Raw genomic sequence first — 23,308 nt, forward strand, 5'->3', positions numbered from 1 at the left:
AAGATGCCATCACCGGGCGCTTACGATCATCTTTCCGTATTCGCTTGCCATCGCGGTGGTCGGTCTTCTTGAGTCGCTCATGACAGCCGCAATCGTCGATGACTTCACGGACACACCCAGCGACAAGAATCGTGAATGCCGCGGTCAGGGTTTGGCGAACATTGTGGCAGGCTTTCTGGGCGGCATGCCCGGTTGCGCAATGATCGGCCAAACCGTCATCAACGTAAAATCCGGGGGGCGCGGCCGCCTGTCTACATTTGTTGCGGGTGCCTTCCTGCTGGTGCTCGTTGTTTTCCTCGGACCCTGGGTCAGGCAGATACCGATGCCTGCGCTTGTTGCGGTGATGATCATGGTGTCGATCAGCACCTTTAGCTGGCGTTCGATCCGCAACCTGCGGACTCATCCAATAAGCTCGTCTGTCGTGATGCTGGCAACGGTCTCGGTCGTCGTGGCAACGGGAAACCTGGCGATAGGCGTGCTTATCGGCGTCCTGCTAAGCGCGCTCTTTTTCGCCTCGAAGGTACGTCAGGTATTGATCGTTGAATCGACACTAGACGAAGCACACAATCAACGCCGCTATCTTGTGCGTGGACAGGTTTTCTTCGCCTCCTCCGAAATGCTTGTATCGGAGTTCGACTTCAAGGAACTGGTCCAGTCGGTGCGTCTCGATCTGTCACATGCGCATTTCTGGGATATCACGGCAATCGACGCGCTCGACCGGATCGTGAACAGGTTCCGTCGTAACGGCATCGCCGTCAACGTTACAGGCCTGAATCGAGCAAGCGCCAAAATGATTGAGCAATACGCGACGCACGACAAAGATGGCGCGTCAGCAGACTTCGAAACTTCTCACTAGGCCGCCATCCACGGAGACATGCCTATTCGAGCATGTGGTGATGGACCTGAACAGATACGCCCCTAATTCGCTTAACCATTCGCGTGACAATGACGCACCTTACAGCAGTTATACGCCCGTATAACCAGGTAATGCTAACGCGGTATCTCCGTATCCGAGCATAGAGTAGATTCGCCCTTCGGCAAAACCTATTCTTCTTTCATCGAGAAAGCGTTCGCTGCTTGCACATGGTGCGAGTACGAGTCAGTGGCGGTTGATCAACGCCTCCGAATCACCGACGAAGCGCGCCGGGCTCGCTGATAGGGAATGCCACAGGAGATTGCCATGTTCATCTATTCGATCCGATATCGCGATGGCTTCGGCCGTTGGACGGTTGGCTTCGCACAGGCCGCTTCACAGTCAGACGCTGAAGGGATTGCAACCTGCCGTTATGGCGTTTTCCATTCAGTGAGCCGGGTCAGATTGGCCCCTTCACATGCTTAGCCTGGTAACTCCGACAGCCAAGCTGGGATGAAGCGGCGATCTAGCGCATCGCGTCGCGTGCAAGAGTTCCTGGACCGTTGTTTTCGAGACGTCACAAGGAACGCCTTTAATCACCACCATTAGTGCGTCAGGCGCTGAGCGCCAATAGACACAAGGACGCCCTCCAGCGCCGAGGCGCATTCAGATGCTGGAGTGGTACAAGCGAAAGCCACTGGAGAATCAGCATGACCGTTGAGATCATCGTCCGTGAAACGAAAACCGGCCTCGAAATCGTCAGTGGCCAACGGCGGCTCGATGCGCTGCTCGCCTTGCGTGACGAAGTCGTGGTGATGAGCCCCGGCATCGGCGAGATCGTCATTGCGCGCCTTCCGGACGGGCGCCTGCAGGCCTCGGCGAATCCGGAGCACGTCAGGCTGTTCCGCCAGCCGGAAGCGGCGTCGGGCCACAAGAGTTTCGCCTGAGCGGTTCATTGCCCTCATGGTATCGGACGTCGAACGCCGCCCGCTGTTTCACATATTCATCCAAGGGCCGGTCTTGTCGACGACATGAACAGTGCGGACGCAGGACAATCGTCTGACCTTTCCCGCCGAAAAGCGTCGAGAGCGTTCATTCGGGGCGGTCATCGTATTTGCGCTCGTCGTCCTCTCCGGAGTCAGGCGGCGCTGGCGGTCGCGGCCGGAACCCTGCCAGTTGCGTATGCGCCTCGGCCATAAACACCTTGGGCCAAGTGCCGACGAGGATATCGAGCGCTGCACACGCATCAAGTAACAGCGTGGAGATCCGCGCATCATCCAGGCCTTCACCCCACAGCGCACGCTGCACCATCTCGACCGCGCCGCAGTCCGCGATGCACTCTATTACCGGGATGAAGCGCTCGTCCGTGAGTGACGAGCCGTACACATGCGCCAGCGCGGTTAGCACCGCGAGTTCGGTGCGCGTCGGCTTGATCGGCCGATTGGGTGCCGCCCCGCAGTACGTAGAAAGCCTCGCAGCGCTGGCACGTCGGCGCTGGGTGACGGCGTCGTCGAGCAGCAGCGTGACGCGTGCGACTTCCGCATCAGAAAACCGGCTGTTCCCAGGTGACACGTGCGCTCCTCTCTCCGTGAATTTTGTACTCTCCGATAATAGGCCCAAACGCGACCAAGCTTCGGCCCATTCTCGCTATTCACTCGAGCGGTCGCGCAACGCGTGTTCCACCGCTTAAGGATTGAACTGAAAGTGTGCCGCATCTCGCATGACGGAGCCGCGAGGTCAGCCCCGCCGCGGGTTGCCGGATTAGCCTTCCTGGCTGGTGAATGGTCCACTAAAGAGGTCCGACGTTATGTCGAGCGCCTGCTGCGGAACCAGCACCGAGCCGCTGCGGACTTGCGAGAGAATATCCGGCGGCAGCCAAGTGTCTTCGATGGCACCGATGCCGCTCTCGATCATCTGCTGCAGGAAGAACGACTGCTTGCGCCCCGTGACTTCTGCCAACAGTCGCAGTCTCTGCTCAATCTGAGGATCGATCCGTACCGCAACCACCTTCAGCTTGTTTTCGGCGGTCCTTCTCACTGAATGCTCCTGTAACCTGTGCCGCGCCGGAACCGGGCGTGTCCGCTCGGTGCCTATGTCATCTTGACGTGCGGCCTCTCTATTCGTTAAAGAATGGCGCTCTCCCACCACGTATTGATTTCGTCCGCGGCGGCGCCGAGCGTCGCGAGAGCGGATTTCTGATGCATGTCGGCACAACGTCAACGCCTCGCAAAGGCTGGGATCAGTTGGCTTCCCGCGTGCGCGGCCCTGCCGCCGGTCCGCGCGGTGAGCGCTTTTCCGGTACCTTTGTATTTTACGATCAGTTCGCCCGCAGTCATTTTGGTCAGCGCGAGCACGCCGCGGCGATGAACGGGAGAATTGCGAACTACGATACGACGCATGACCGTGCAGTGTGGTGATTGCTATCAGATGAACGGGATTCCCCGGAAGGGCGTGGTCCCGCTACGATGACGGCATCATGAATTGCTGGGACGTACCGATGGCCTTCCCTCCCCTTCGTAAGCATGAAGCGCAAAACCGTGCGCGGCACTCTTGCGCGATTTGAGGTGCGTATCGTCGAAGTGCTCGGCGGCGCGCGGTCAGCGTGTGATGATTCGCTCGCTGCACCCGGACGGCGTCGAGCGTCAAACCGCTGTGAAGTGTCCATGGGACGGCCAATTGTTTCATGTGACCGGCGCACGCTGGCCTACGTCCCGGAGTGCACGGGCCTGCAGCTGCGCTGCTCCGTGTAAACCCCATCCGAGAGGACGGTTCTGTTCACTCTCAGTTCGGCAGCTCACCTTGTGTCAAGCTGGCGTGGGCCGCGCCGCTGACCGCGCCTGCCTCAGACCCCACTCCGAAGGATCTTTCAAGCCAACGTGGTGTCCCGCTCAGTCTGATGTACAGTTATCGCCTGATCTTTGCTAATCTTCATCCGGTGGTACGAAGAAAGTGCTGTCGGAGGCCAGCCGGCTCGTGACCTCCGCGTCATGTATTCAATATCGGCTAAGGGATCGGATCGTCGGGCGACCGGAGGGCTACACCATGCTGCGGTGGATCACAAATTGGGCGATACATAACGCACCCACTCCCGAGAAGCAGGCAGACAAGGCGCTGGGCGAAATGCGCCTCCTCCTTTTCCAGGCGGAGCAGCGTGTGCTCGATGCACAACTGCAAGCCGATTACTACCGGGCTCGGCTGGCCTTTCTGGAGGAAGTCACGAAACGTGGCATCGAGCACGTCTCTGATCAACGCAAGGCTCAGCAGGAAACCTCACAGGCGTTGCGTCCGTCAGTCAAGCTCACGGCAGCGCAATAGCTCGAATCGCGGGTTCGTTGGTGCGATCGGGCGGCGATGCATGAATTCCATCGCTGCGTCGGAGGTATGCCGTCGCTTCTGCTCATCGGCAATACGGTTTGTCATCTGCCGGAGTCGGCAGGGATCTGCTTGCGATCGAGCGTCTCCCGTAGAGCCCGACTGATACTCACTCCATGGCCGGAGATCTGGATGATCGGACGCGGCCGACTTTTGCCGACAGCACGACCAGCATCGCAAGCGCCGCGCACGCGGTCATTACGCCGCTCATCGCCAGCAGTCCCACGGCGGGAAACAGGATCGCTACAAGCGAACTCGACGCCGCGCCGCACAGCATCTGCACTGACGTCAGCAGGCCACCCGCCGCGCCCGCAAGCTCGGGTAGCGGATCGAGTGCGCCACGTGCGGCGCTAGGGGCGGCAAGTCCGAAGCAGAACGTGCTCGCGACCAGCAACGGCATCACACTTTCGAGAGATACCCATCCGAGTAGTTCGAGCGCGATCAACCCGGACGTCGACAGCGTTGCGAGCGCAATTGCGATTGCCAATAGTCGCGGGCCCGACACGCCGCGTCCTGCCATGAATGCGTTAAACGATGCGCCCGCTACGATCCCTCCTCCCGTGATGGCGAACATCGCGGCGTAAATTGCCGGGCTCACGTGCAGCAACTTCAGCAGCACAAGCGGCGAACCGGCGACATACGCAAACATCCAGCCGAAGCCCAGGCCGTTGATCACGATCGAGCGGGCGACGCTGCGGTGCCGGAATAACGCCGCATAGTCCCGTCGAACACGCGAGAACGCGAAGCCGGTCTTCGGGCCGTGCACTGACTCCTGCAAGCCGATACACGTCACCAGCGCGGCGAGCAATCCACAACCGGCCATCACACCGAAAAGGCCGCGCCAGTGAGTGGCCGCGAGCAGCGCAACGCCGACGGAAGGCGCGACGATCGGTGCGACGTTCGCGACTACGGTGATCGCGGCGATCCGCCGCTGCATCGCCGCGCCTTCGAACAGATCGCGCACGATCGCAAGCGCGATCGTCATGCCCGCGCCCGCGCCAAGGCCTTGTGCGAAGCGTGCGAAAAGCAGCTCGCTGATGGCAGGCGCAAGCCCCGCGACCAAGCCGCCGCCGGTGAAAAACGCGAGGCCCAGCAGCAGCGTGGGCTTGCGTCCTTGCGCATCGGACAGCGGCCCGTAGACGATCGGCCCAATCGCGAATCCCGCCATGAACAGGCTCAGCGTCAGGCCGGCTTGACTGCTGGTCGCGTGCATCGTGCCGCCGATCTCGGCAAGAGCGGGCAACGTCATGTCGATCGAGATCGGTGGAAGTGCGGCAAGCACGCCCAGAAAAATCGTGAACATGACCGTACGGGGTGCGAGAAAGCCACGTTTCATGGTGTCAGCACGACACGGCCCGCCGGTTTGGCGAGCACGGCCCGATAAGCGGCCGGTGCATCGACGAGCGAAAAGCGTTCGGCAATCGCCGGCGGCCGATAGCTGCCGTCGTCGAAACCGGGACGCAACGCTTCGAGAATCGCCGCGGTGGCAGTCAGATCACGCTTTAGCGTATCGACGCCGATCAGGCGGCTTTCATTGTGATAGAAATCGGCGAGGTCGAAGGTGACGAGACGGCGATCGGTGGCCGATATTTCCACCAGACGTCCACGCACTGCCAGCATCTTGTGCGCGGTCTCGAACATCGATCCGCCGACTGTATCGAATACCACGGTTGCGCCGCCCCCAGTCAGCGTACGCACGTATTCGATTGCGTCGTCCTCGCGATTGTCCACGATCGCATCGACGTACGGATTGGGTTGTGACCCGCGCGTCATGCCGATCACCTTGGCGCCAATACGCCGCGCAATCTGTGCCGCCGCGCCGCCGACGCCGCCGAGTCCAATGATCGCCACAGTGTCGCTGGCCGTGACCCGAGCCGCTTCGACAAGCGCGCACCACGCGGCAACGAAGTTCACCCCGATCGACGCCGCCTGTTCATGCGAAAGCGTGTGCGGCATTCTTCGAAGACTCGCGACGGGCACCGAAATTTGTTCCGCGTGCGACCCATCGCGCGTGAAGCCGGCATCGCCGCCGGACCCCCAGACAGCTGCGCCCAGCCATTCGGCCGGACCCTCGATCACGACGCCCGAATAGTCGCGTCCCGGCGTGCGCGGCAGCGTCGTTTGACGCATCTGGCCGGCGACGTTCTTTACGTCGCTCGGATTGATCGACGCGGCGAGCACCTTGACGATCGCGGTGTCGGCGGTGGCCGCACGTGCTGGTATGTCAGCGGTAAAAAGTACGCCTGGCTCCCCGTGCTGTTCGAATCTCAATGCTTTCATGATGGTTTCCGAAAGAGTCCCTAAAGGGTATGGAGGCATTATTCGCGACGCATGGGTCCTCGAACAGCCGTCGAGCCGGATAGAATCGTTGCGTCAACCGGAAAGATGAGGCCGACATGGTCGATGAGGTGAACGATATGCGCGTTTTCGCGCAGATGATCGAGGCGGGAAACCTGTCGGCTGCCGCACGGGCGTTCGATTCGTCAACGGCCGCAATGAGCCGGCGACTCGCCGCGCTCGAGCGACGCCTCGGCGTGCGGCTCGTGACACGCACGTCGCGCCGTTTCGAATTGACCGTTGAAGGGGCGCAGTTTTACGAGCGGGTGCTTGCCATCCTGAGCGCAATCGAGGAGGCCGAAGCCGAGGCCAGCGCGCAATCGCAGATGCCGCGGGGTTTGCTGTGTGTCGGCGCGCCGTCCGAGATCGGCCGCAAGCAGATTGCGCCGATGATCACGGCGTTCTCCGATCGTTACCCGGAGGTTGAAGTGCGGCTCGTACTGTCGGATATCGGTATCGACGTGATCGACGATAACCTCGACGTCGCGTTGCGGATCGGCTTGCCCCCAGACACCGGAGTGATTGCGAAAAAGCTGTTGTCGAGCCGACGGGTCGTGGTTGCATCACCAGATTATCTGGCGCGTCGTGGTACTCCGCATTCGCCTGCCGATCTGGCCGAGCACGACTGCATCAGGCTGGTACGTGGTCAGCGCGTCTTTGATCGCTGGCGTTTGCTGGAAGAGGGTCAGCCGCGTGATGTGCCGGTCAGCGGCACGCTGTCAACTGCGAACGGGGAAGTGCTGCATGACTGGGTTCTTCAGGGGCGCGGGCTGGCGCTAAAGGCACTCTGGGATATTCAGGAAGATCTGCGCAGCGGCGCTCTCGTCGAATGCATGCCCGAGCATCAGTGTGACCAGATTGAACTTTACGCGGTGTTTGCCAGCCGTCGTCACCTTGCGCCGCGAGTCAGGGTGTTTCTTGATTTTGTCCAGCAGGCATTTGAGCACTCCTGCTCGCACGGCGGGCAACCAGATTGACGGTAACGAAGAGAGATTGCTGAACTGCACGCGTCTAGCCCGCGATAATGTCCCCGAGATTCGTGAAACCATTATTGTCTTTGCGGAGAAATCCCAATAAGGACGTGGCGTCGATAGCTTTTCCATCGACCAATAAGCCATGAGGAATTAATTTGCGAAGAATTTCCGTCAATTCACCAAACAATAACTGAATTATATTCAGATCGTTCTTGATTTTCAGAAATTTTTCGCTATTAGTGTCTTTCACCATTTTCAGGACTCCCGGAGCAATCGGCCCGCTCTGGAACAGGACTTTGAGCGCTGCAGCCTGATAGCAATAGGTGGCAAACGAAGAACAAGTCCAACCCTTGATGCTCACAGGAACGCCTGACTCGTGCCTTGCGAGGACGCGCAAGGCACGGAACAACGAACGGACATCCCAGTCATCGAAGTTCTGGGCTCTGTCATGTACCAACCGACCCTGGTTAAACGGGATTTTCAGATTAAAAGCATCGCCGCTGGCTTTGCCGACGGTGAACAGGTCGTCCGATTTGCTCGTGGCCCATTCAATTGCAAATTCAGCAGCCTGCTTTGCTATACGGGTGTCTTCGCAGCGAAATACCGCGAAGTGCGTCATCTCGCCCTCGGAATCATCGTCGGAGTTATTTTCACCGTTAATTCTTTTAGTAATTTTGCTTTTTGAATGCCGAAATATACCCGCATAATCGCCTGTATCGACATTCTCGACAATTTCCTCGTTACCACCGACCCAGATCATGAAGTGATCGTCATCATCCAGGTCGGAGATCAAATCGCCGGGCTGCATCTCGCTTAATTTGGGCATGAGTCGTCCTTCATCATTTGATCAGCCTCACACGTAGCATTCGTCAGCAAGACAATTGGTTACCGATACTATTTAGAGGCGCTGCTGTAACGGGAACAGATTCCGCTATGTGCTTCTTTGATGAGCAAATACACCATGCCCTGTTATGCGTTCCAGCTCGTCACCCGCGCCATGCAGGCGTTTGGAACGCCTGACAGTTCTTGGGTGTCAGTACTTTTTCAACTACCTGGCACGGATTTCATTTTATATGGCATCCGACAGCAATACTTCAATTTTTCCTCGAATCGTTTTCACCAATGAAAGTGCAGCGTCCGGGTTGTCTTGCCTTATGGGATCGAGGTTGTCCAAAAGGTCGGCCGCTGCGAGCGGTCGCCATTCAAGCCTTAGCACGCTTGGCCCTTCGCATCGCGTGTATGCACCGCCCTCCGTCTCGCTTTAGGTGCGGTTTCATACTGAATTGCGCCACTCAGCGCCGACACGGCACTCGCGAGCGCCGCGCCGAGCGTACCCGCACGTTACCGATCCACACGCTTCTGAAGATGCGCCGGATAGCGATCGCCCACCACCTCGATCTGCTGCAATGCCGCCTCGATGGCGCCCAGGTCATCCGCCGACAACTCCACCGCCGCCGCGCCGACATTCTCTTCCAGCCGATGCAGCTTCGTGGTTCCCGGAATCGGCACGATCCACGGCTTGCGCGCGAGAAGCCACGCAAGCGCGATCTGCGCGCGCGTCGCGCCCTTCCCCGCGGCGATCTTGCCCAGCACCTCGACGAGCGCCGCGTTCGCCTTGCGGTTCTCCTCGGAGAAGCGCGGCACCACGTTGCGGAAGTCGGATTTGTCGAAGGTGGTGTTCGCGTCGATGGCGCCCGTCAGGAAGCCCTTGCCGAGCGGACTGAACGGCACGAAACCGATGCCAAGTTCTTCGAGCGTCGGCAGCACGGTCTGCTCCGGCTCGCGCCACCACATCGAGTATTCGCTTTGCAGTGCCGTAACGGGTTGCACGGCGTGCGCCCGGCGGATCGACTGCGCGCCCGCCTCCGACATGCCGAAGTGCTTCACCTTCCCTTCCGCGATCAGATCCTTCACGGTGCCGGCCACATCCTGGATCGGCACGTTCGGATCGACGCGATGCTGATAGAACAAGTCGATGCGATCCGTCTTGAGCCGCTTGAGCGATGCCTCCGCGACAGCGCGAATGCGCTGCGGGCGGCTGTCGAGAGGTTTCCTGGAGTCGCCGTCCTCAAAGCCGAACTTGGTCGCGATCACGATCTGGTCGCGAAATGGCGCGACGGCCTCCCCGACCAGCTCCTCGTTGGCGAATGGGCCGTAGCACTCGGCGGTATCGAAGAAGGTGACGCCCCGTTCGAACGCAGCGCGGATCACCTTGACGCCTTCGCTCTTTTCAGTCGCCGGTCCGTAGCCGAAGCTCAGGCCCATGCAGCCGAGTCCGATCAGCGACACTTCCAGGCCGCCGTTTCCCAGTTTGCGTCTTTCCACGTTGCTTTTCCTTGCTTGCCGATGAACAAAGATGAAGCTTAGGTTGTTGTAGCGCGCTCAACAATGCGTCTTGAATTGCATGAGGTATTGAGAGAAATTCATCTATGTCGCGTGCGAGCTGGTCTGCACTGAACGTTGTGTCGCGATCGCCGGGCAGCGCGGCCGCGCGCACGCCGGGCGTGTCGCCCTCGGCGCTCAATCCCGCGTTGCGCGGTTTCGAAGCGCGGCGCGTCGTCCGGTTGCGTTGACCGAAGCGGGCGAGCGGTTCCCGCGCCGCGTCCGGCCGGCCATAGCCGACCTCGAGACCGCTCACGAAGGCCGTTTTTCGCAATTGAAATGACCCGAAGAAATCGGGCAGGTCACTCAGCCAATACAGCCACAGCCTTGACCTCGACGATATAACCCGCCGAACCGCCGAGCATATGAGCGCCCACCGCCGTCCAGGCCGGCAGCGGGTCCGTCGTGAGGTAGCGGTCACGCACCTGCATGAACAATGGCAAGTCGCGCATGTCAGTGTGAAACGTGGTCAGGTCAACCACATCACTCAGTGATGCACCTGCAGCTTCCAGTACCAGCTTGAGATTCTCGAATGCCTGCACGATCTGCGCTTCGCGTCCTTCGACCAGTTGCATCGACAGGTCACGGCCGATCTGCCCGGACACGTAAATCGTATTGCCAACCTTGAGCGCAGGCGCGTAGCGAATCTTTTCGTACACGGCTTCCATTCCGACGGGAACGATGGCTTTGCGTTCATTCATGAAAAGCGTCTCCTCAAAATCTCGATGATATTCATAGCTCAGCCCGTATCCCCGCCAGCTACTGGCAACACAGTTCCTGTGATATAGCCTGCCTCGTCTGACGCGAGGAACAGAATCGGCGCGACCTGCTCGTCGATGCTGCCGTAGCGCTTGAGAAAGGTCGATTCAGTGACCTGCTTCACCGCTTCGCCCATCCAGGCCATTTCCTGCTCGGTGTCGCCAGCAGTATTGCGCGGGACGCGTCGTGGAGGCGCGTCGGTTCCACCTGGCGCTGTCGCCACCACGCGGATGTTGTGCTCCGCGTATTCCATCGCCAATGACTGCGTCATGGCGTTGACACCGCCCTTGGCCGCCGAATAGGGCACGCGACGGATACCGCGCGTGGCGTTCGACGAGACGTTGACGATGGTTCCGCCGCCGCGCTCGATCAGGTGTGGCAACACCGCATGGCACGCGTACAGCGTGGGCATCAGGGAACGGCGAATTTCCGCGTCGATCTGTGCAGGTTCGAACTCGGCGAACGGACGCATCCGAATCGCGCCACCGACGCCGTTGATCAGAATGTCGACGCCACCGAATTTCCGCGCCGCACATTCCATCGCGGATCTCGCGCCTTCGTACGTTTCAAGGTCGGCGACGAAACCCGCCGTGTCCGCGTCCTTTGCTTCGGCGGCAACTTCGGAAACAAAGTCCGCGCGATCGACGAACAACACCTTGCCGCCTTCGGCGGCCGCACGCAGCGCCACACCACGACCGATGCCCTGCGCCGCGCCGGTCACGACGATGACCTTGCCAGCAAATCGTTGCGTGTTCATGCGGTCCTCGGTGCTGCGTTGGGTGTGAACTTCTCGTAGTGGAAGCTGTTGGGCTTCACGCCGTTGTCGTCGAAATGCCTGCGCACCGCATCGACCATCGGCGGCGGCCCGCACAGGTACACGTCGACATCGCCGTCATTCAAGGCTTCGGCCGGCATGTGCTGCGTCACCCAGCCCTTGTGTGGATGGTTCGAATCCGCATCCGCCACGACGGTGGTGTAGGTGAAGTTCGGAAGCTTCGCCACGTAGGCTTCGATGGCATCGACCTGCACCAGGTCGAGGTCGCGTGTCACGCCGTAGATCAGGTGGACCTTCTGCTGGGAATCAGTACGCGCCAGCACTTCCAGCATCGAGAGGAACGGTGCCAGGCCGGTGCCGCCAGCAAGGAACAGCAGCGGCCGCTCCACGGCGCGCAGATAGAAACTTCCGAGCGGTCCGGCTAGCTCCACCTTGCTGCCCGGCTGTGCGGACTCGAGCCAGGTGCTCATCACGCCGCCGGGGATCTTCTTGATCAAAAAGCTGATCTTCGATTCGCCCGGCGCCGATGAAAACGAATACGAGCGATATTGGCCGCTTCCGGGAACGTCGATGTTGATGTACTGGCCCGGCAGGAACACGGGCGCAGTTGCATCCACGTTCATGTCGAGCACGACGGCTGCATCGTTGTGCTGCTCGATCCTGGACACCGTCGCCGCGAACTTGCTCTGCTCGGTCTTGCATACAGTGGAAGATGCCGGCACTGCAATCACGCAATCGCTTGTCGGCACCATCTGGCAGGTGAGCACGAGGCCGCTGTCTTTCTCGTCTTCGCTCAGCGCGTCTTCGATGTACTCGTCGCCAAGGTCATAGCTGCCGCTCTCGGCGCGGCATTTGCAGGTGCCGCACACACCATCGGAGCAATCCATTGGCAGGTTGATTTTGGCGCGAAAGGCGGCGTCGAGCACCTTCTGGCCCGGCTTGCATTCGACGAAGCGGGTCACGCCGTCCTCGAAGTTCAGTGCAATGTTGTAGCTGGACATGTTGTCTCCTGCTTCCAGTTTCCTTCCTACACTCGACGTCACACGTGGTAGACGTCGAGCACCTGGCGGATGTAGTCGTTCTTCAGCACGATTCTCTTGCTGGAAATCAACAAGCCATCGTCGACCTTTCTCAAGGTGACGAACATCGTGCCGAAAAATTGATCGGTCATTTTGTAGCGGTGGCTGAGCGTGTTGAAGTTGTAGCGCACGTCCACCTCGTTATCGCGTTCGGCCAGCACTTCCACGTTGGTGACGTTGTGGCTGGTACGCGGCTCAGGCATCGAAGCGCCGCTGCGTTCGGTCTTGATGCGAAACACACGGTCTTCCAGGCCGCCACGGTCCGGGTAGTACATGAGCGAGATCTGGCTCTCGTGGTCGTCGATAAGCTGGTCGTCGTCATCCCACGCCGGCATCCAGTAGGTCACGTCCCCGGCATAGCAGGCAAGCCAATCGTCCCACTGGCGGTCATCAAGCAGACGCGCCTCGCGGTACAGCACCGCGCAGATCTTTTGGTAGTCGAAGCTCATGCCAGTGCCTCCGCCTGTTCCTTCTTCAGTGCATCGCGCATCACATGCACCCAGTATTCGTGCTGGCACACGAACAGGCCTTCGTCTTCGCTGCGCTCGCCCGAGATCAGCGGCTTGAGGCCCATGTTCTTCGCGTTCGCGTCCGGGCCTTCGACCCACAGCGGCGCTCCGCGTGAAAGGTCGTTCCACAGCGCGGTGGTGCCGGCGTAGCCAACCTGGCAAGCGCGGAACTCTTCCAGGTCGTCTGCGGTGCCCATTCCAGAGACGTTAAAGAAATCCTCGTATTGGCGGACGCGGGTAGCGCGGTCCGCCGCGCTCTCCCCCTTCGGTGCGAAGCAGAAGATGGAGACTTCGGTCTTGTCGACGCTGAGCGGGCGCACCACGCGAATCTGCGTGCTGAACTGGTCCATCAGGAACACGTTCGGATACAGGCACAGGTTGCGCGTCTGGTTGACGATGAAATCCGCCTTGACTTCGCCGACACGCGCCTTGATTTCATCGCGGTATTGATAGACCGGCCGCACTTCCGGATTCATCGTCTTGGTCCACAAGAGAATGTGGCCGTGGTCGAACCCGTACACGCCTGCTACCGACTTGCTCCAGCTGTTCGCATCCACCGCCTTGGTGCCGTCGACCTTGCGACGGTCCATCGTCGCGGCGTAGTTCCAGTGCACGGTGCTGACGTGGTAGCCGTCGCAGCCGTTTTCCATCTGCATCTTCCAGTTGCCGTCGTAGATGTACGAGGAATTGCCGCGCAACACTTCCAGGCCGTCCGGCGCCTGGTCGACGATCTGGTCGATGATGACCTTGGTCTCGCCGAGATAGTCTTCCAGCGGCATCGCGTCCACGTTGAGGCTGCCGAAGAGGAAGCCGCGATAGCTCTGAAAGCGCGCGACTTTTTTCAGGTCATGCGATCCGTGAGTATTGAATTGCACCGGATATTCCGTGGTCTTCACATCCTTCACTTTCAGGAGCTTGCCGGTGTTGGAGAAACTCCAGCCATGGAACGGGCAGGTGAAGCTGCCTTTGTTGCCGTGCTTGCGCCGGCAAAGCATTGCACCCTTGTGGGCGCAGGCGTTGATGACCGCATGCAGTTCGCCATTCTTGTCGCGAGTGACGACGATGGGCTGACGGCCGATCCACGTTGTGTAGTAGTCGTTGTTGTTGGGAATCTGGCTTTCATGCGCCAGGTACACCCAGTTGCTCTCGAAGATGTGCTTCATCTCCAGTTCGAACAAGTCGGCGTTCGTGAAGATGTCGCGGCGGCAACGGAATACGCCGGCTTCCTTGTCATCCTGGACGGCTGTATGCAGCAGTTCATCCAGTTGCGTGGCTTTGTCGGTAATGACGGACATGTGTGCTCTCCCCATGCGTGCCCCAAACGATGGAGCCCTTGCATTGATATCGGATGATTCTTGCGAAGAATTGGGCGGCGGCAGTGTGACGACGCAGCCGCCGCGTCGGGCGGTTACGCCGTGGCTGACGCACGCAGGCGATGGACAAGCTGGTTGTCCTTGCCCTGCACCAGCGGAGTCAACTCGATGTTGAACTCGATGTCCTTGTACGTATCGGCCTTCATGCCGAGCGCAGTGCCGCCGGTCTTTTCGACCACATGCGGAATCAGGTCTTCGCGAGTGGCGTAGGCGAAGTCGTCCCAGATCAGCGGATCGCCTTCGATGTTGATCTGCGTCGTCAGCTTGCGGTACTTGTCGCTGGTGACGAAGAAGTGCACATGCGCCGGACGGTTGCCGTGGCGGGCGAGCGCGTTCAACAGTTGCTGGGTCGCGCCCTGGGGCGGGCAGCCGTAACCTACCGGCATGAGCGTGCGGAATTCGTACTTGCCATCGGCATCCGTTCGCACCGCACCGCGCAGATTGAAGCTGCTTTGCGCGCCGGTCGGGTCGAAGTGCGAATAGAAGCCCTTCGAGTTGGCGTGCCAGCATTCGACCAGCGCATTGGCAACGGGCTTGCCGTGCGTGCCGGTTACGGTGCCGCGGATGATCAGCGGGCCGGAATCCGCATCGGGGTCGAGATCGATCTTCGATACGCCCTCGCGCTCCGGCGCACCGGCGACATACAGCGGGCCTTCGATGGTACGCGGCGTGCCGCCGTTGATGTCGGCTTCCCGGTCCGCTGCATCCATGCGAATGTCGAGATACTTCTCCAGCCCGAGGCCGGCGGCGAGCAACGCCGCTTCGCCATCCTGGCCGAGCTTGTTGAAATAGTGGACGCCGGCCCAGATTTCATCGGGCGTCATGTCGAGGTCGTCGATGGCCTTGAACAAATCGCCCAAGAGGCGCTGGACAATCTGCTTGGCGCGAGGATTGCCGTCCTGGCTCCCCAGGTTGGTAGCGGCCTTCAGCAGCTCCTGCACTTCCTTCGTCCCGAACACTTTCACGCTCATGATCGTCTGCTCCTGAATCTCTTTTTGGGTGGGGTTAACCCTTCATTCAGCATGGGCCCGGGTATGTTTAGAAGGTATAATCGGGTGCTGAAACTGAGTGTGAATGAAGAATAATGGACGCCCGAAAGGCCCGTCCAACACTGATTTAGTATTGGGCCATATCCAGGAGGTATCGAGATGGAGTTGCGGCATCTGCGCTATTTCGTCGCTGTGGCCGAGGAGCGCAATTTCACGCGGGCAGCGCAACGGCTGCATATTGCGCAGCCTCCTCTGAGCCGTCAGATACAACAACTGGAAGAGACCCTCGGCGTACAGCTATTGGAGCGCGGCTCGCGCCCGCTGAAGCTGACGGAGACGGGGAAGTTCTTCTATTCCCATGCCACGCAGTTGCTGGCTCAGACGGCCGAACTCGAATCCATGACGAGGCGCGTGGGCACCATCGAGCGCAGTCTCTCTGTCGGTTTCGTGGGTTCGACGCTGTACGGGATGCTGCCGAAAATCATCCGGCGCTTCCGCGACGAGAACACCACGGTCGAACTCAGCCTCCACGAAATGTCGACGATGGATCAGATCAGGGCGCTGAAGGACGGCCGCATCGATGTCGGGTTCGGCCGCATTCGACATGAGGACGCAAACATACGCCGTGTGATTCTTCGCGAAGAGAAGATGATCGTTGCGCTCCCCGAGGGCCATCCGCTTTCCCTCGCGAAGGCCGTCCTCGCTCTTCGCGACCTGCTCAACGAGACGCTGATCGTCTTCCCCAAGGCACCGCGCCCCAGTTATGCGGACCAGGTGCTTTCGGCATTCAAGGACCGTGCGCTCGAGCCTCGCAAAATATATGAAGTACGTGAGTTACAGATAGCGCTGGGCCTCGTGGCCGCGGGGGAAGGCGTCTCTGTGGTTCCGAGCAGCGTGTACGGCCTGAAGCGAGACGATGTGAGCTACAAGGAGCTGGACGATCCGACGCTCGTCTCGCCAATCATCATGAGCATGCGCATGCTCGACGAGTCGCGCGACATTCGAGAGATGCTCGAACTCATCTACCGGCTGTACGAAGAGGAAAAGATACCCTACGTGCCCCGCACCGACCGTGGGCGGTGATGCTGGATATACCCCGGGAGTATGGCACTAGACGTTATCGGTCTTGGACAAGCGTTTATCGGGCGGGCAATACTGCAACCACCCAACCACTCCGCCCTTTCAGGTATGAACGCCCAAATCACCTCCGTCGAAGCGATTCTGGTTGATCTTCCAACCATTCGCGCGCATCAGCTAGCCATGGCGACGATGCAGCAACAAACCCTGGTCATCGTCCGCCTTCGCTCGAGCGATGGCATCGAAGGTATTGGTGAAGCAACGACCATTGGCGGTCTGTCCTACGGCGAGGAAAGTCCCGAAGGCATCAAGCTCACCATCGACACGTACCTCGCGCCCGCGCTCGCCGGTCTGGATGCAACGAACATCAACGCCGCGATGGCGAAGCTGAACAAGATTGCGCGCGGCAACCGCTTCGCCAAGAGCGCGCTCGAAACGGCGTTGCTCGATGCGCAGGGCAAGCGCCTTGGCGTTCCCGTCGCGACGCTGCTCGGCGGTTCGGTGCGCAAGACGCTGCCGGTCCTTTGGACGCTCGCCAGCGGCGACACGCAGCGCGACATCGAAGAAGCGGAGATGCTGCTGGCCGAACGCCGGCACAACACCTTCAAGCTCAAGATCGGGCGTCGAAGCGTGCGCGACGACGTGGCGCACGTGTCCGCGATCAAGCGCGCGCTCGGCGATCGCGCGAAGGTGACGGTGGACGTCAATCAGGCCTGGAACGAAGCCGATGCTGCGGCCGGCATCGCCATGCTCGAAGCGGCGGGCATCGACCTGATCGAGCAGCCGACGCCACGCGAGCAACGCAGCGCGCTTGCGCGGCTCGCGGCACGCTTTGTCGTGCCGATCATGGCCGACGAAGCCGTCACGGGGCCCGAGGATGCGCTCGAACTCGTGCGAGGCGCATGCGCCGATGTCTTCGCGCTCAAGATCGCGAAGTCGGGCGGTATCTACGGGATGCTGCGCACGGCGGCCGTCGCCGATGCCGCCGGCATCGCGCTGTATGGCGGCACGATGCTCGAAGGGAGCGTCGGGTCCATTGCGGCGGCGCATGGCTTCAGTGCGTTGCCGCAACTCGCGTGGGGCACGGAGTTGTTCGGGCCGCTGCTGCTGAAGGACGACATCGTGACCGCGCGCCCGCAATACCGTGACTTCGATCTGCATTTGCCGGAGGGACCGGGTCTGGGTCTTGCAATCGATGAGGACAAGCTCGCCTTCTATCGCCGCGACAGCGATCGCGTCAAGCCGAAACTCGTAGCATCCAACTGATCCAGCGCTTTTCATGACGTGCGCCGGCCGCGGCACCGGGCCGGCGCACGCACGCACTTCAAGGAGACACCATGCTTTACCTCGTAAGAATGGACGTTCATCTGCCGCATGACATGCCCGGCGCCCAGGCCGAAGAAATCAAGGCGCGCGAGAAGGCTTATTCGCAAGACCTGCAGCGGCAGGGCAAGTGGCAGCAACTGCATCGCGTGGTCGGCGAGTATGCGAACTACAGCGTTTTCGATGTAGAGTCGCATGATGAACTCCATACGCTGCTGTCGGGACTGCCGCTCTTTCCTTATATGACCATGCAGGTCACCCCGCTTGCGCGTCATCCTTCTGCTATTCGCTGACATATCGACTATTCATGAGCGTTCACGGCCGAGAAAAGGTAGCGGGTAGCAGCCTGCGGGATGACTGGTCCCTTTCTGCGGTAACCGCGGGCCTTTTGGCCGTGCTCATCTCCTATGCGGGGCCGCTGGCGATCCTCTTCGAAGCAGGAAGGTCGGCTCACGCCAGCAACGCGACGGTTGCATCGTGGGTGTGGGGAATCTCGATCGGATCGGCGGTCTGCGGCATCACGCTAAGCTGGTTGCTCAAGCAGCCGATCATCACTGCATGGTCCGCACCCGGCACGGCGCTCCTTGTCACGCTCTTTCCCGCGCTACCGCTCAACGAAGCAGTGGGCGCATATATCACCGCTGCGCTGATCATCCTGGCCCTGGGTGCTTCAGGGTACTTCGACCTCGTCATAAGGAAGATTCCACCGGGCATCGCGTCCGGGATGATGGCGGGCATACTGTTTCAATTCACGACCGGCGTCTTCAAGGCGGTATCGGTCGACCCCGTGCTCGCGCTAGGCATGGTAGCGGCCTACGTCATCTTCCGGCGGCTGCTTTCGCGTTATGCCCTCATCCTGGTGTTGGTGTTTGGCAGCGTCTTCGCCGTCGTGCACGGCACGGCGCATTTCGAATCGGTGAGTCTTCAGATCACGCGGCCCGTATTTACAATGCCGCATTGGAGCTGGCAATCGACTGTCAGTCTCGCGCTGCCTTTGGTGCTCGTTAGCCTGACCGGTCAATTCCTTCCGGGGCTCGCCATTCTAAGGGTGTCCGGCTACCAGACGCCCGCGCGTCCCGTCTTGATGATGACTGGCGCCGTCTCGATGCTCGTTGCGCTGTTCGGCGGGATCACCGTTGTCATCGCCGCCATTACCGCGGCGCTTTGTACGGGGACTGATTCACATCGCGATCCGGATAAGCGTTACATCGCAGGTATCGCCAATGGCGTCTTCTATCTGCTCGGTGGCACCTTTGCGGGGACAGTCGTTCTCCTTTTTTCCGCGCTTCCGAAGGGCTTCGTGGCGGTGCTTGCGGGTCTCGCACTGCTCGGCGCTACGCTGTCGAACCTGATTGCGCTCGTACAGGATGAACAGCATCGGGAAGCGTCTTTCATCACCTTTGTGGCCACTGCTTCGGGCATGAGCTTTCTCGGCCTCGGGTCCGCGTTCTGGGGCATCGTGATCGGCTCCTTGGCTCATCTTGTCCTGGGCGTGGCGCACAGACAGAAGCGCAATTAGCCGCCGGTCGGGTACTAGCGGGGTGCGTTCGACTCGTCGCTGGCGCATGGTTCGTATCGACCAGTCGGACGCAATGCAAAGCCGCTTCAAAGGCTCACTCGATTGACTCGCCATTTCCGCGAAATGCGCTACCTCTTCAAAAGGCGGAGACAAGACCAGAAGTTTCGCGGGCTCAGCTCGTTGGTCGGGTGCTAGTTTCAAGAGGACGATGCACTAAGAGTTCGAGAGCCTCCGACAAAGATGCGTGGGCGAGCGAGACCTTCGCTTCAACAGGGACGTCGGTAGTAGATTCGTTACTTGCAGAGCAAGGCTCTTCGACGGCGCGAGTCGGTACTGGCACCTCGACCGTCTCACGCGCCATGTGGAATAAGTATCCGTCATCCATATCCCACCCTTTGCCGCAGTTTCCAGGAGATTCATGGAGGACTTTGAGGGGCACAAGCGGCCGTCAGGAGGGGATGTGCCGAATATCTCAGTTGCGTACAGCAGCAGCTTCGGTCAGCGCCGGAGCCGCGTTGCCTGCAAGGTCGGCGTTATCGTGCTGGGCGGATCGACGCTGATTGATCAGGGAAACGGCAAGCACAGCGATGACACCCGGGACAGCGATCGCGAGGAAGTTGTGCTGAAGCGGCAGCGCCATGCTGACGAGCACACCGATGACGATCGGCGCGAGAATCGCCCCGCTGCGCCCGACTCCGGACGCCCAGCCGATGCCCGTCGCCCGCACCGCCATCGGATAGAACTGGCCGGCGAACGCATAGGTCACGATCTGCGTCCCGATGGTCGATGCGCCCGCGAGCCCGACCAGCACGAAGAGCGCCCACGTCGGCACCTTGAACCCGAGCAGGCTGATCGACACCGCCGCGAGCGCGTACATCGCGACCAGCACGTACTTGATGTTGAATCGATCAGCCATCCATCCGCCGCCGATGGCGCCGATCATCGCGCCGAAGTTGAGCACCAGCACGAACGTCAACGCCGAGCCGAGACTGTGTCCAGCGCTTGCCATGAGCTTGGTCAGCCACGAACTCAACGCATACACCATGAACAGGCACATGAAGAATGCGATCCAGAGCATGACCGTGCTGAAGCCGCGACCGTCGGTGAACAGCTTGCCGATGGGCGGCGCATGTCGGGTGTCTTCGCCGGGCAGCGCGAAGCGGTCGCTCTCCTGCGGCTGGTAGCCGGGCTCGATGCGCGAGACGATTGTCTTCAGCGTATCGATGCGGCCCGACCTGATGAGAAACGGCATCGACTCGGGCATCCACTTCAGGATCGCCGGGACGAGCAGAATCGGCAGGCCGGCGGCGATGAACACCGACTGCCAGCCGAAGCGCTCGATCAACCCTTTGCCGAGCAGCGCCGCAAGCATGCCGCCCACCGAATAGCCGCTGAACATCAGCGTCACCATCGTGCTGCGGATCTTGCGCGGCGAATATTCGGTCATCTGCGCGACGACGTTCGGCATCACACCGCCGATGCCAAGCCCCGCGAGAAAGCGCGTGACGCTGAACATCACGGGATCGCTGGTGAAGCCCGCGGCGGCCGTGAAGACGCTGAAGAGCACGATGCAGATGGCGATGGTACGTTTGCGGCCGATGCGGTCGGCGATCGTTCCGAGGAATACGGCGCCGAACATCATGCCGAACAGCGCGGCGCTGACCATGAAGCCTGCGCTGGTCGGCTGGACGCCCATGTCCTTCATGATCGACGGCAATGCGATACCGGCGACGGCGAGATCGTAGCCGTCGAAGATGATGATCAGCGCGCACCAGCAAAGCACGAGTGCGTGGAAGCCCTTGAAGCGGGCATCGTCGGCTAGTTTGTGAACATCGATTTGACGCATGCGATATCTCCTTCGCTGTCGGTCTGAAACGCTAACGGGCGCTTGATAGAACCCTGGAGGTCCCCGCCTTGAGGGCACGATAAAGCCGTGGGCGCGAGGCAAAGAAGCGCTCACGCTCACTCAAGATCTGGAAAGGTTGCTGAATTGGCTTTGAACGTCGGCTCTTGTTCGCGCCGTCAAGTAACGGTGCTTGCCGATTTTTTATGATCGTCTTGGCTTGAAACTGACAAACTCCGGCTGGCCGATTCTTCGATCGATTCCAGCCGGCTCTCAGGCTGAACAGCTCGCTACGAACTCAGTGCGCCGCCGCAAGATTGCGATCGATCACGCCGGGACTCGTGCGAATCGCGATGACCGCCAGCAGCGCTGCGACGAGCGGCAAGGCCAGCGCCATAAAGAAACCGCTCGGGCCGCCAAGCGCCAGCACGCTGCCACCGACCGCCGATCCCGCGATCGCACCGACGCGCCCCATGCCGATGGCCCATCCGGTGGCGGTGGCACGCAGCGTCGTCGGAAAGGCGCCGACCACGAGATAGTTGAGCGCAATCTGCTGGCCTCCGATGCCCAGCCCCGCCGCGCCTGCCAGCACGAACACGAGGCCCCACGAGGTACCCGCATACGAAAGCCCGATCGCAATCGCGATGCCAAGCGCGAGGAGCGCGATCAGCAGGCGCCGCGTGTTGATCCTGGGAAGGAGAATGGAAAGCGGAATCGCGCACACGATGAAGACCGCGTTCACGACCACCGTACCCATCGGCGCCTGCGCGGCAGGGAGCCCTGCGGCCTTGAGGACGGTCGGCAACCAGGAGAGCAGCATGAACCACGCGATCCAGTTGAGCAGATAGACGGCCCAGATGGCGATCGTGTTGCGTGCGTTGCCATTCGTGAAGAGTGCTGAAACGCTTGCGCGCGAGGCCGCCGCCTCCGGCGCCTTGAATGCGATGTCGGCGGGCAGCGCTGCGGGCACGATCCGGCTTAGCACCCGTCGTGCCGCCTGCATGCCGTTCGTGCGCGAGCGGCTCACGAGGTAATTGAGCGACTCGGGCAGCGCAAAGTAAAGCACGACGAGCAGCACGAGCGGCGCCGCGCCGCCCACGACGAACACGCCTTGCCATCCGATGACCGGCATCATGCGCGCAGCAAGCAGTCCGCCGAGCATCGCGCCTGCGGGCAGCCCCAGCAGCACGCCGGTCATGATCGCGCCGCGATGCCGGGCGGGTCCGAATTCGGCGGCGAGCGCGAGCAGCACCGGCGTGCAGCCGCCCATGCCGAGCCCCGCGATGAAACGCAGGATCAAGATGTGGCTGGTGCTCCCGGCGAACGCGGTCAGCAGCGAAGCGACGCTAAAGAGCGCGACGCCGCCAAGCAGCGCCGGGCGCCGTCCCACGCGGTCGCCGAGCAGGCCGAGCGTCATTGCGCCGATTGTCATGCCGAGCGTGCCTGCGATGAGAATCGGCGCGAGGTCGCCGGGCCGCAGGTCGAATGCCGCGATGATCGCGGGTCCGGTGTATGCAATCGCCTGGGTATCGAAGCCGTCGAACAAGGTCGTGACGAAGCAGAGGATGAAAATCATCCATTGGTACGGGCGAATAGGCTCCCGGTCGATCAGCGACGATACGTCGAGTGGCGTGCTCATTATGTCTCCGTGCGTTTGGCGCTTTGTTCTGGTTGGCTTGATGGATCACTGCCGGGCCAGAATAGGCGAGCCAAACACACGCCGTCCAATACTGATCGAGTCTCGGTCCATACCCAGAGGGCATGATGGGCTAGTCGTACTTTCCGTGCGGTTTCTGGCGGTTCAATCCTTGATTGAAGCGGTCTTCAGGCTCGCAAAGGAGGTCCATGTCTGCTTCGATTGACCGTTGACGTTTGCGAGTAGTGGATTTGCGTCGGACAGCAAGTTGCATTGCCGCGACTTGAAAGCGGCCTGTAGCGGTGACGTTTTACGGGAGGCGAAAGCGAATACATGGCCGCCGGGACGCGATTGATCCGTGGTCCGCGGACGATAAGCTATTGGGAATCCGGCGATTTCTTCTGCGAGAATCCAGGAACGGTCACGGCTACGCGCTCGGGAAGGTGCCGCGCTTCCCGCGTGGCCAGCACGCGGGAAGCGCAGTTCAACACGACGCGGCGCGTCGTCT

23 protein-coding genes and 1 pseudogene are annotated in these 23,308 nt (G+C 60.7%); 10 read left to right on the plus strand and 14 right to left on the minus strand.

Features of this window, described 5'->3' with window-relative positions; all coding sequences use genetic code 11:
* Together BG61_RS30130 and BG61_RS30135 are read left to right on the plus strand one after the other, a co-directional pair.
* The coding region (locus tag BG61_RS30130) for a SulP family inorganic anion transporter (RefSeq protein ID WP_035942518.1) at positions 1-856 on the plus strand (856 nt) is incomplete at its 5' end.
* A 707-nt stretch (positions 857-1,563) separates the two neighbouring features.
* A complete protein-coding gene (locus tag BG61_RS30135) occupies positions 1,564-1,800 on the plus strand; it encodes a hypothetical protein (RefSeq protein WP_035938415.1) in 237 nt (78 codons plus the stop codon).
* A gap of 145 nt (positions 1,801-1,945) precedes the next feature.
* On the opposite strand, the gene BG61_RS30140 is transcribed toward BG61_RS30135, so the two are convergent.
* Positions 1,946-2,425 (minus strand): hypothetical protein, encoded by a 480-nt coding sequence (locus BG61_RS30140; protein ID WP_051672880.1) that lies wholly within the window; start codon positions 2,423-2,425, stop codon positions 1,946-1,948.
* Between the two features lie 189 nt (positions 2,426-2,614).
* Positions 2,615-2,890, minus strand: coding sequence for a hypothetical protein (locus tag BG61_RS30145; RefSeq protein WP_035938413.1), 276 nt, complete (start codon positions 2,888-2,890; stop codon positions 2,615-2,617).
* Positions 2,891-3,051: 161 nt separating this feature from the next.
* Between BG61_RS30145 and BG61_RS42250 the strand changes: the two genes are divergently transcribed.
* Positions 3,052-3,270, plus strand: coding sequence for a hypothetical protein (locus BG61_RS42250; RefSeq protein ID WP_129572286.1), 219 nt, complete (start codon positions 3,052-3,054; stop codon positions 3,268-3,270).
* A 625-nt stretch (positions 3,271-3,895) separates the two neighbouring features.
* Positions 3,896-4,168, plus strand: a complete 273-nt coding sequence (locus tag BG61_RS30150; protein ID WP_035938429.1) for a hypothetical protein — start codon at positions 3,896-3,898, stop codon at positions 4,166-4,168.
* A gap of 166 nt (positions 4,169-4,334) precedes the next feature.
* Here the strand turns inward: BG61_RS30150 and BG61_RS30155 are convergent, their stop codons facing one another.
* Both BG61_RS30155 and BG61_RS30160 read right to left on the minus strand, forming a co-directional pair.
* Positions 4,335-5,528 (minus strand): multidrug effflux MFS transporter, encoded by a 1,194-nt coding sequence (locus tag BG61_RS30155; RefSeq protein WP_051672881.1) that lies wholly within the window; start codon positions 5,526-5,528, stop codon positions 4,335-4,337.
* Between the two features lie 29 nt (positions 5,529-5,557).
* Positions 5,558-6,505, minus strand: a complete 948-nt coding sequence (locus BG61_RS30160) for a quinone oxidoreductase family protein (RefSeq protein ID WP_035938409.1) — start codon at positions 6,503-6,505, stop codon at positions 5,558-5,560.
* A gap of 116 nt (positions 6,506-6,621) precedes the next feature.
* On the opposite strand from BG61_RS30160, the gene BG61_RS30165 reads away from it, so the two are divergent.
* The gene (locus tag BG61_RS30165; protein WP_035938407.1) at positions 6,622-7,539 is read left to right on the plus strand and encodes a LysR family transcriptional regulator; all 918 of its coding nucleotides are present in this window, start codon (positions 6,622-6,624) and stop codon (positions 7,537-7,539) included.
* A gap of 34 nt (positions 7,540-7,573) precedes the next feature.
* On the opposite strand, the gene BG61_RS30170 is transcribed toward BG61_RS30165, so the two are convergent.
* Positions 7,574-8,362, minus strand: coding sequence for a hypothetical protein (locus BG61_RS30170; protein WP_035938405.1), 789 nt, complete (start codon positions 8,360-8,362; stop codon positions 7,574-7,576).
* 515 nt (positions 8,363-8,877) lie between these two features.
* Positions 8,878-9,861 carry an aldo/keto reductase gene (locus tag BG61_RS30175; protein WP_035938403.1) on the minus strand — a complete coding sequence of 328 codons (984 nt, stop codon included), beginning with the start codon at positions 9,859-9,861 and terminating at the stop codon, positions 8,878-8,880.
* Between the two features lie 104 nt (positions 9,862-9,965).
* Between BG61_RS30175 and BG61_RS45230 the strand changes: the two are divergent.
* Positions 9,966-10,171, plus strand: a pseudogene (locus BG61_RS45230) (LysR family transcriptional regulator); the annotation flags it as partial.
* Between the two features lie 49 nt (positions 10,172-10,220).
* Here the strand turns inward: BG61_RS45230 and BG61_RS30180 are convergent.
* The 6 genes from BG61_RS30180 to catA all read right to left on the minus strand — a co-directional run bounded on the left by BG61_RS30180 (position 10,221) and on the right by catA (position 15,384).
* The gene (locus BG61_RS30180) at positions 10,221-10,619 is read right to left on the minus strand and encodes a RidA family protein (RefSeq protein ID WP_035938401.1); all 399 of its coding nucleotides are present in this window, start codon (positions 10,617-10,619) and stop codon (positions 10,221-10,223) included.
* Between the two features lie 38 nt (positions 10,620-10,657).
* Complete coding sequence (gene benD, locus BG61_RS30185; RefSeq protein WP_035938399.1) at positions 10,658-11,434, minus strand: benzoate diol dehydrogenase BenD; 777 nt, start codon at positions 11,432-11,434, stop codon at positions 10,658-10,660.
* Positions 11,431-12,453: a benzoate 1,2-dioxygenase electron transfer component BenC gene (gene benC / locus BG61_RS30190; protein WP_035938396.1), complete on the minus strand. Its 1,023-nt coding sequence runs from the start codon at positions 12,451-12,453 to the stop codon at positions 11,431-11,433. Before benC ends, benD begins: the two co-directional genes overlap by 4 nt.
* Before the next feature lie 38 nt (positions 12,454-12,491).
* Entirely contained in the window at positions 12,492-12,980 is a 489-nt protein-coding gene (benB, locus tag BG61_RS30195) for a benzoate 1,2-dioxygenase small subunit (protein ID WP_035938394.1), read from the minus strand.
* Positions 12,977-14,335: a Rieske 2Fe-2S domain-containing protein gene (locus tag BG61_RS30200; protein WP_035938393.1), complete on the minus strand. Its 1,359-nt coding sequence runs from the start codon at positions 14,333-14,335 to the stop codon at positions 12,977-12,979. The genes benB and BG61_RS30200 overlap by 4 nt, the downstream gene beginning before the upstream one ends.
* Before the next feature lie 113 nt (positions 14,336-14,448).
* Positions 14,449-15,384 (minus strand): catechol 1,2-dioxygenase, encoded by a 936-nt coding sequence (catA, locus tag BG61_RS30205; RefSeq protein ID WP_035938390.1) that lies wholly within the window; start codon positions 15,382-15,384, stop codon positions 14,449-14,451.
* A gap of 177 nt (positions 15,385-15,561) precedes the next feature.
* Here catA and BG61_RS30210 point away from each other — a divergent pair, with 177 nt between their 5' ends.
* The 4 genes from BG61_RS30210 to BG61_RS30225 all read left to right on the plus strand — a co-directional run bounded on the left by BG61_RS30210 (position 15,562) and on the right by BG61_RS30225 (position 19,321).
* A complete protein-coding gene (locus BG61_RS30210; protein ID WP_035938387.1) occupies positions 15,562-16,485 on the plus strand; it encodes a LysR family transcriptional regulator in 924 nt (307 codons plus the stop codon).
* A 105-nt stretch (positions 16,486-16,590) separates the two neighbouring features.
* Positions 16,591-17,745 carry a muconate/chloromuconate family cycloisomerase gene (locus BG61_RS30215; protein ID WP_035938385.1) on the plus strand — a complete coding sequence of 385 codons (1,155 nt, stop codon included), beginning with the start codon at positions 16,591-16,593 and terminating at the stop codon, positions 17,743-17,745.
* Between the two features lie 71 nt (positions 17,746-17,816).
* Positions 17,817-18,095 (plus strand): muconolactone Delta-isomerase, encoded by a 279-nt coding sequence (gene catC / locus BG61_RS30220; protein ID WP_035938384.1) that lies wholly within the window; start codon positions 17,817-17,819, stop codon positions 18,093-18,095.
* 14 nt (positions 18,096-18,109) lie between these two features.
* On the plus strand, positions 18,110-19,321 hold the full coding sequence (locus BG61_RS30225; protein ID WP_035938382.1) for a benzoate/H(+) symporter BenE family transporter: 1,212 nt from the start codon (positions 18,110-18,112) through the stop codon (positions 19,319-19,321).
* A 472-nt stretch (positions 19,322-19,793) separates the two neighbouring features.
* Here BG61_RS30225 and BG61_RS30230 read toward each other — a convergent pair whose 3' ends face one another.
* Both BG61_RS30230 and BG61_RS30235 read right to left on the minus strand, forming a co-directional pair.
* Entirely contained in the window at positions 19,794-21,167 is a 1,374-nt protein-coding gene (locus BG61_RS30230; RefSeq protein WP_035938380.1) for an MFS transporter, read from the minus strand.
* Between the two features lie 295 nt (positions 21,168-21,462).
* Entirely contained in the window at positions 21,463-22,803 is a 1,341-nt protein-coding gene (locus tag BG61_RS30235) for an MFS transporter (protein ID WP_051672882.1), read from the minus strand.
* Between the last annotated feature and the right edge of the window lie 505 nt (positions 22,804-23,308).

Origin of the sequence: Caballeronia glathei (assembly GCF_000698595.1) — a bacterium.
GTDB lineage: Bacteria > Pseudomonadota > Gammaproteobacteria > Burkholderiales > Burkholderiaceae > Caballeronia > Caballeronia glathei.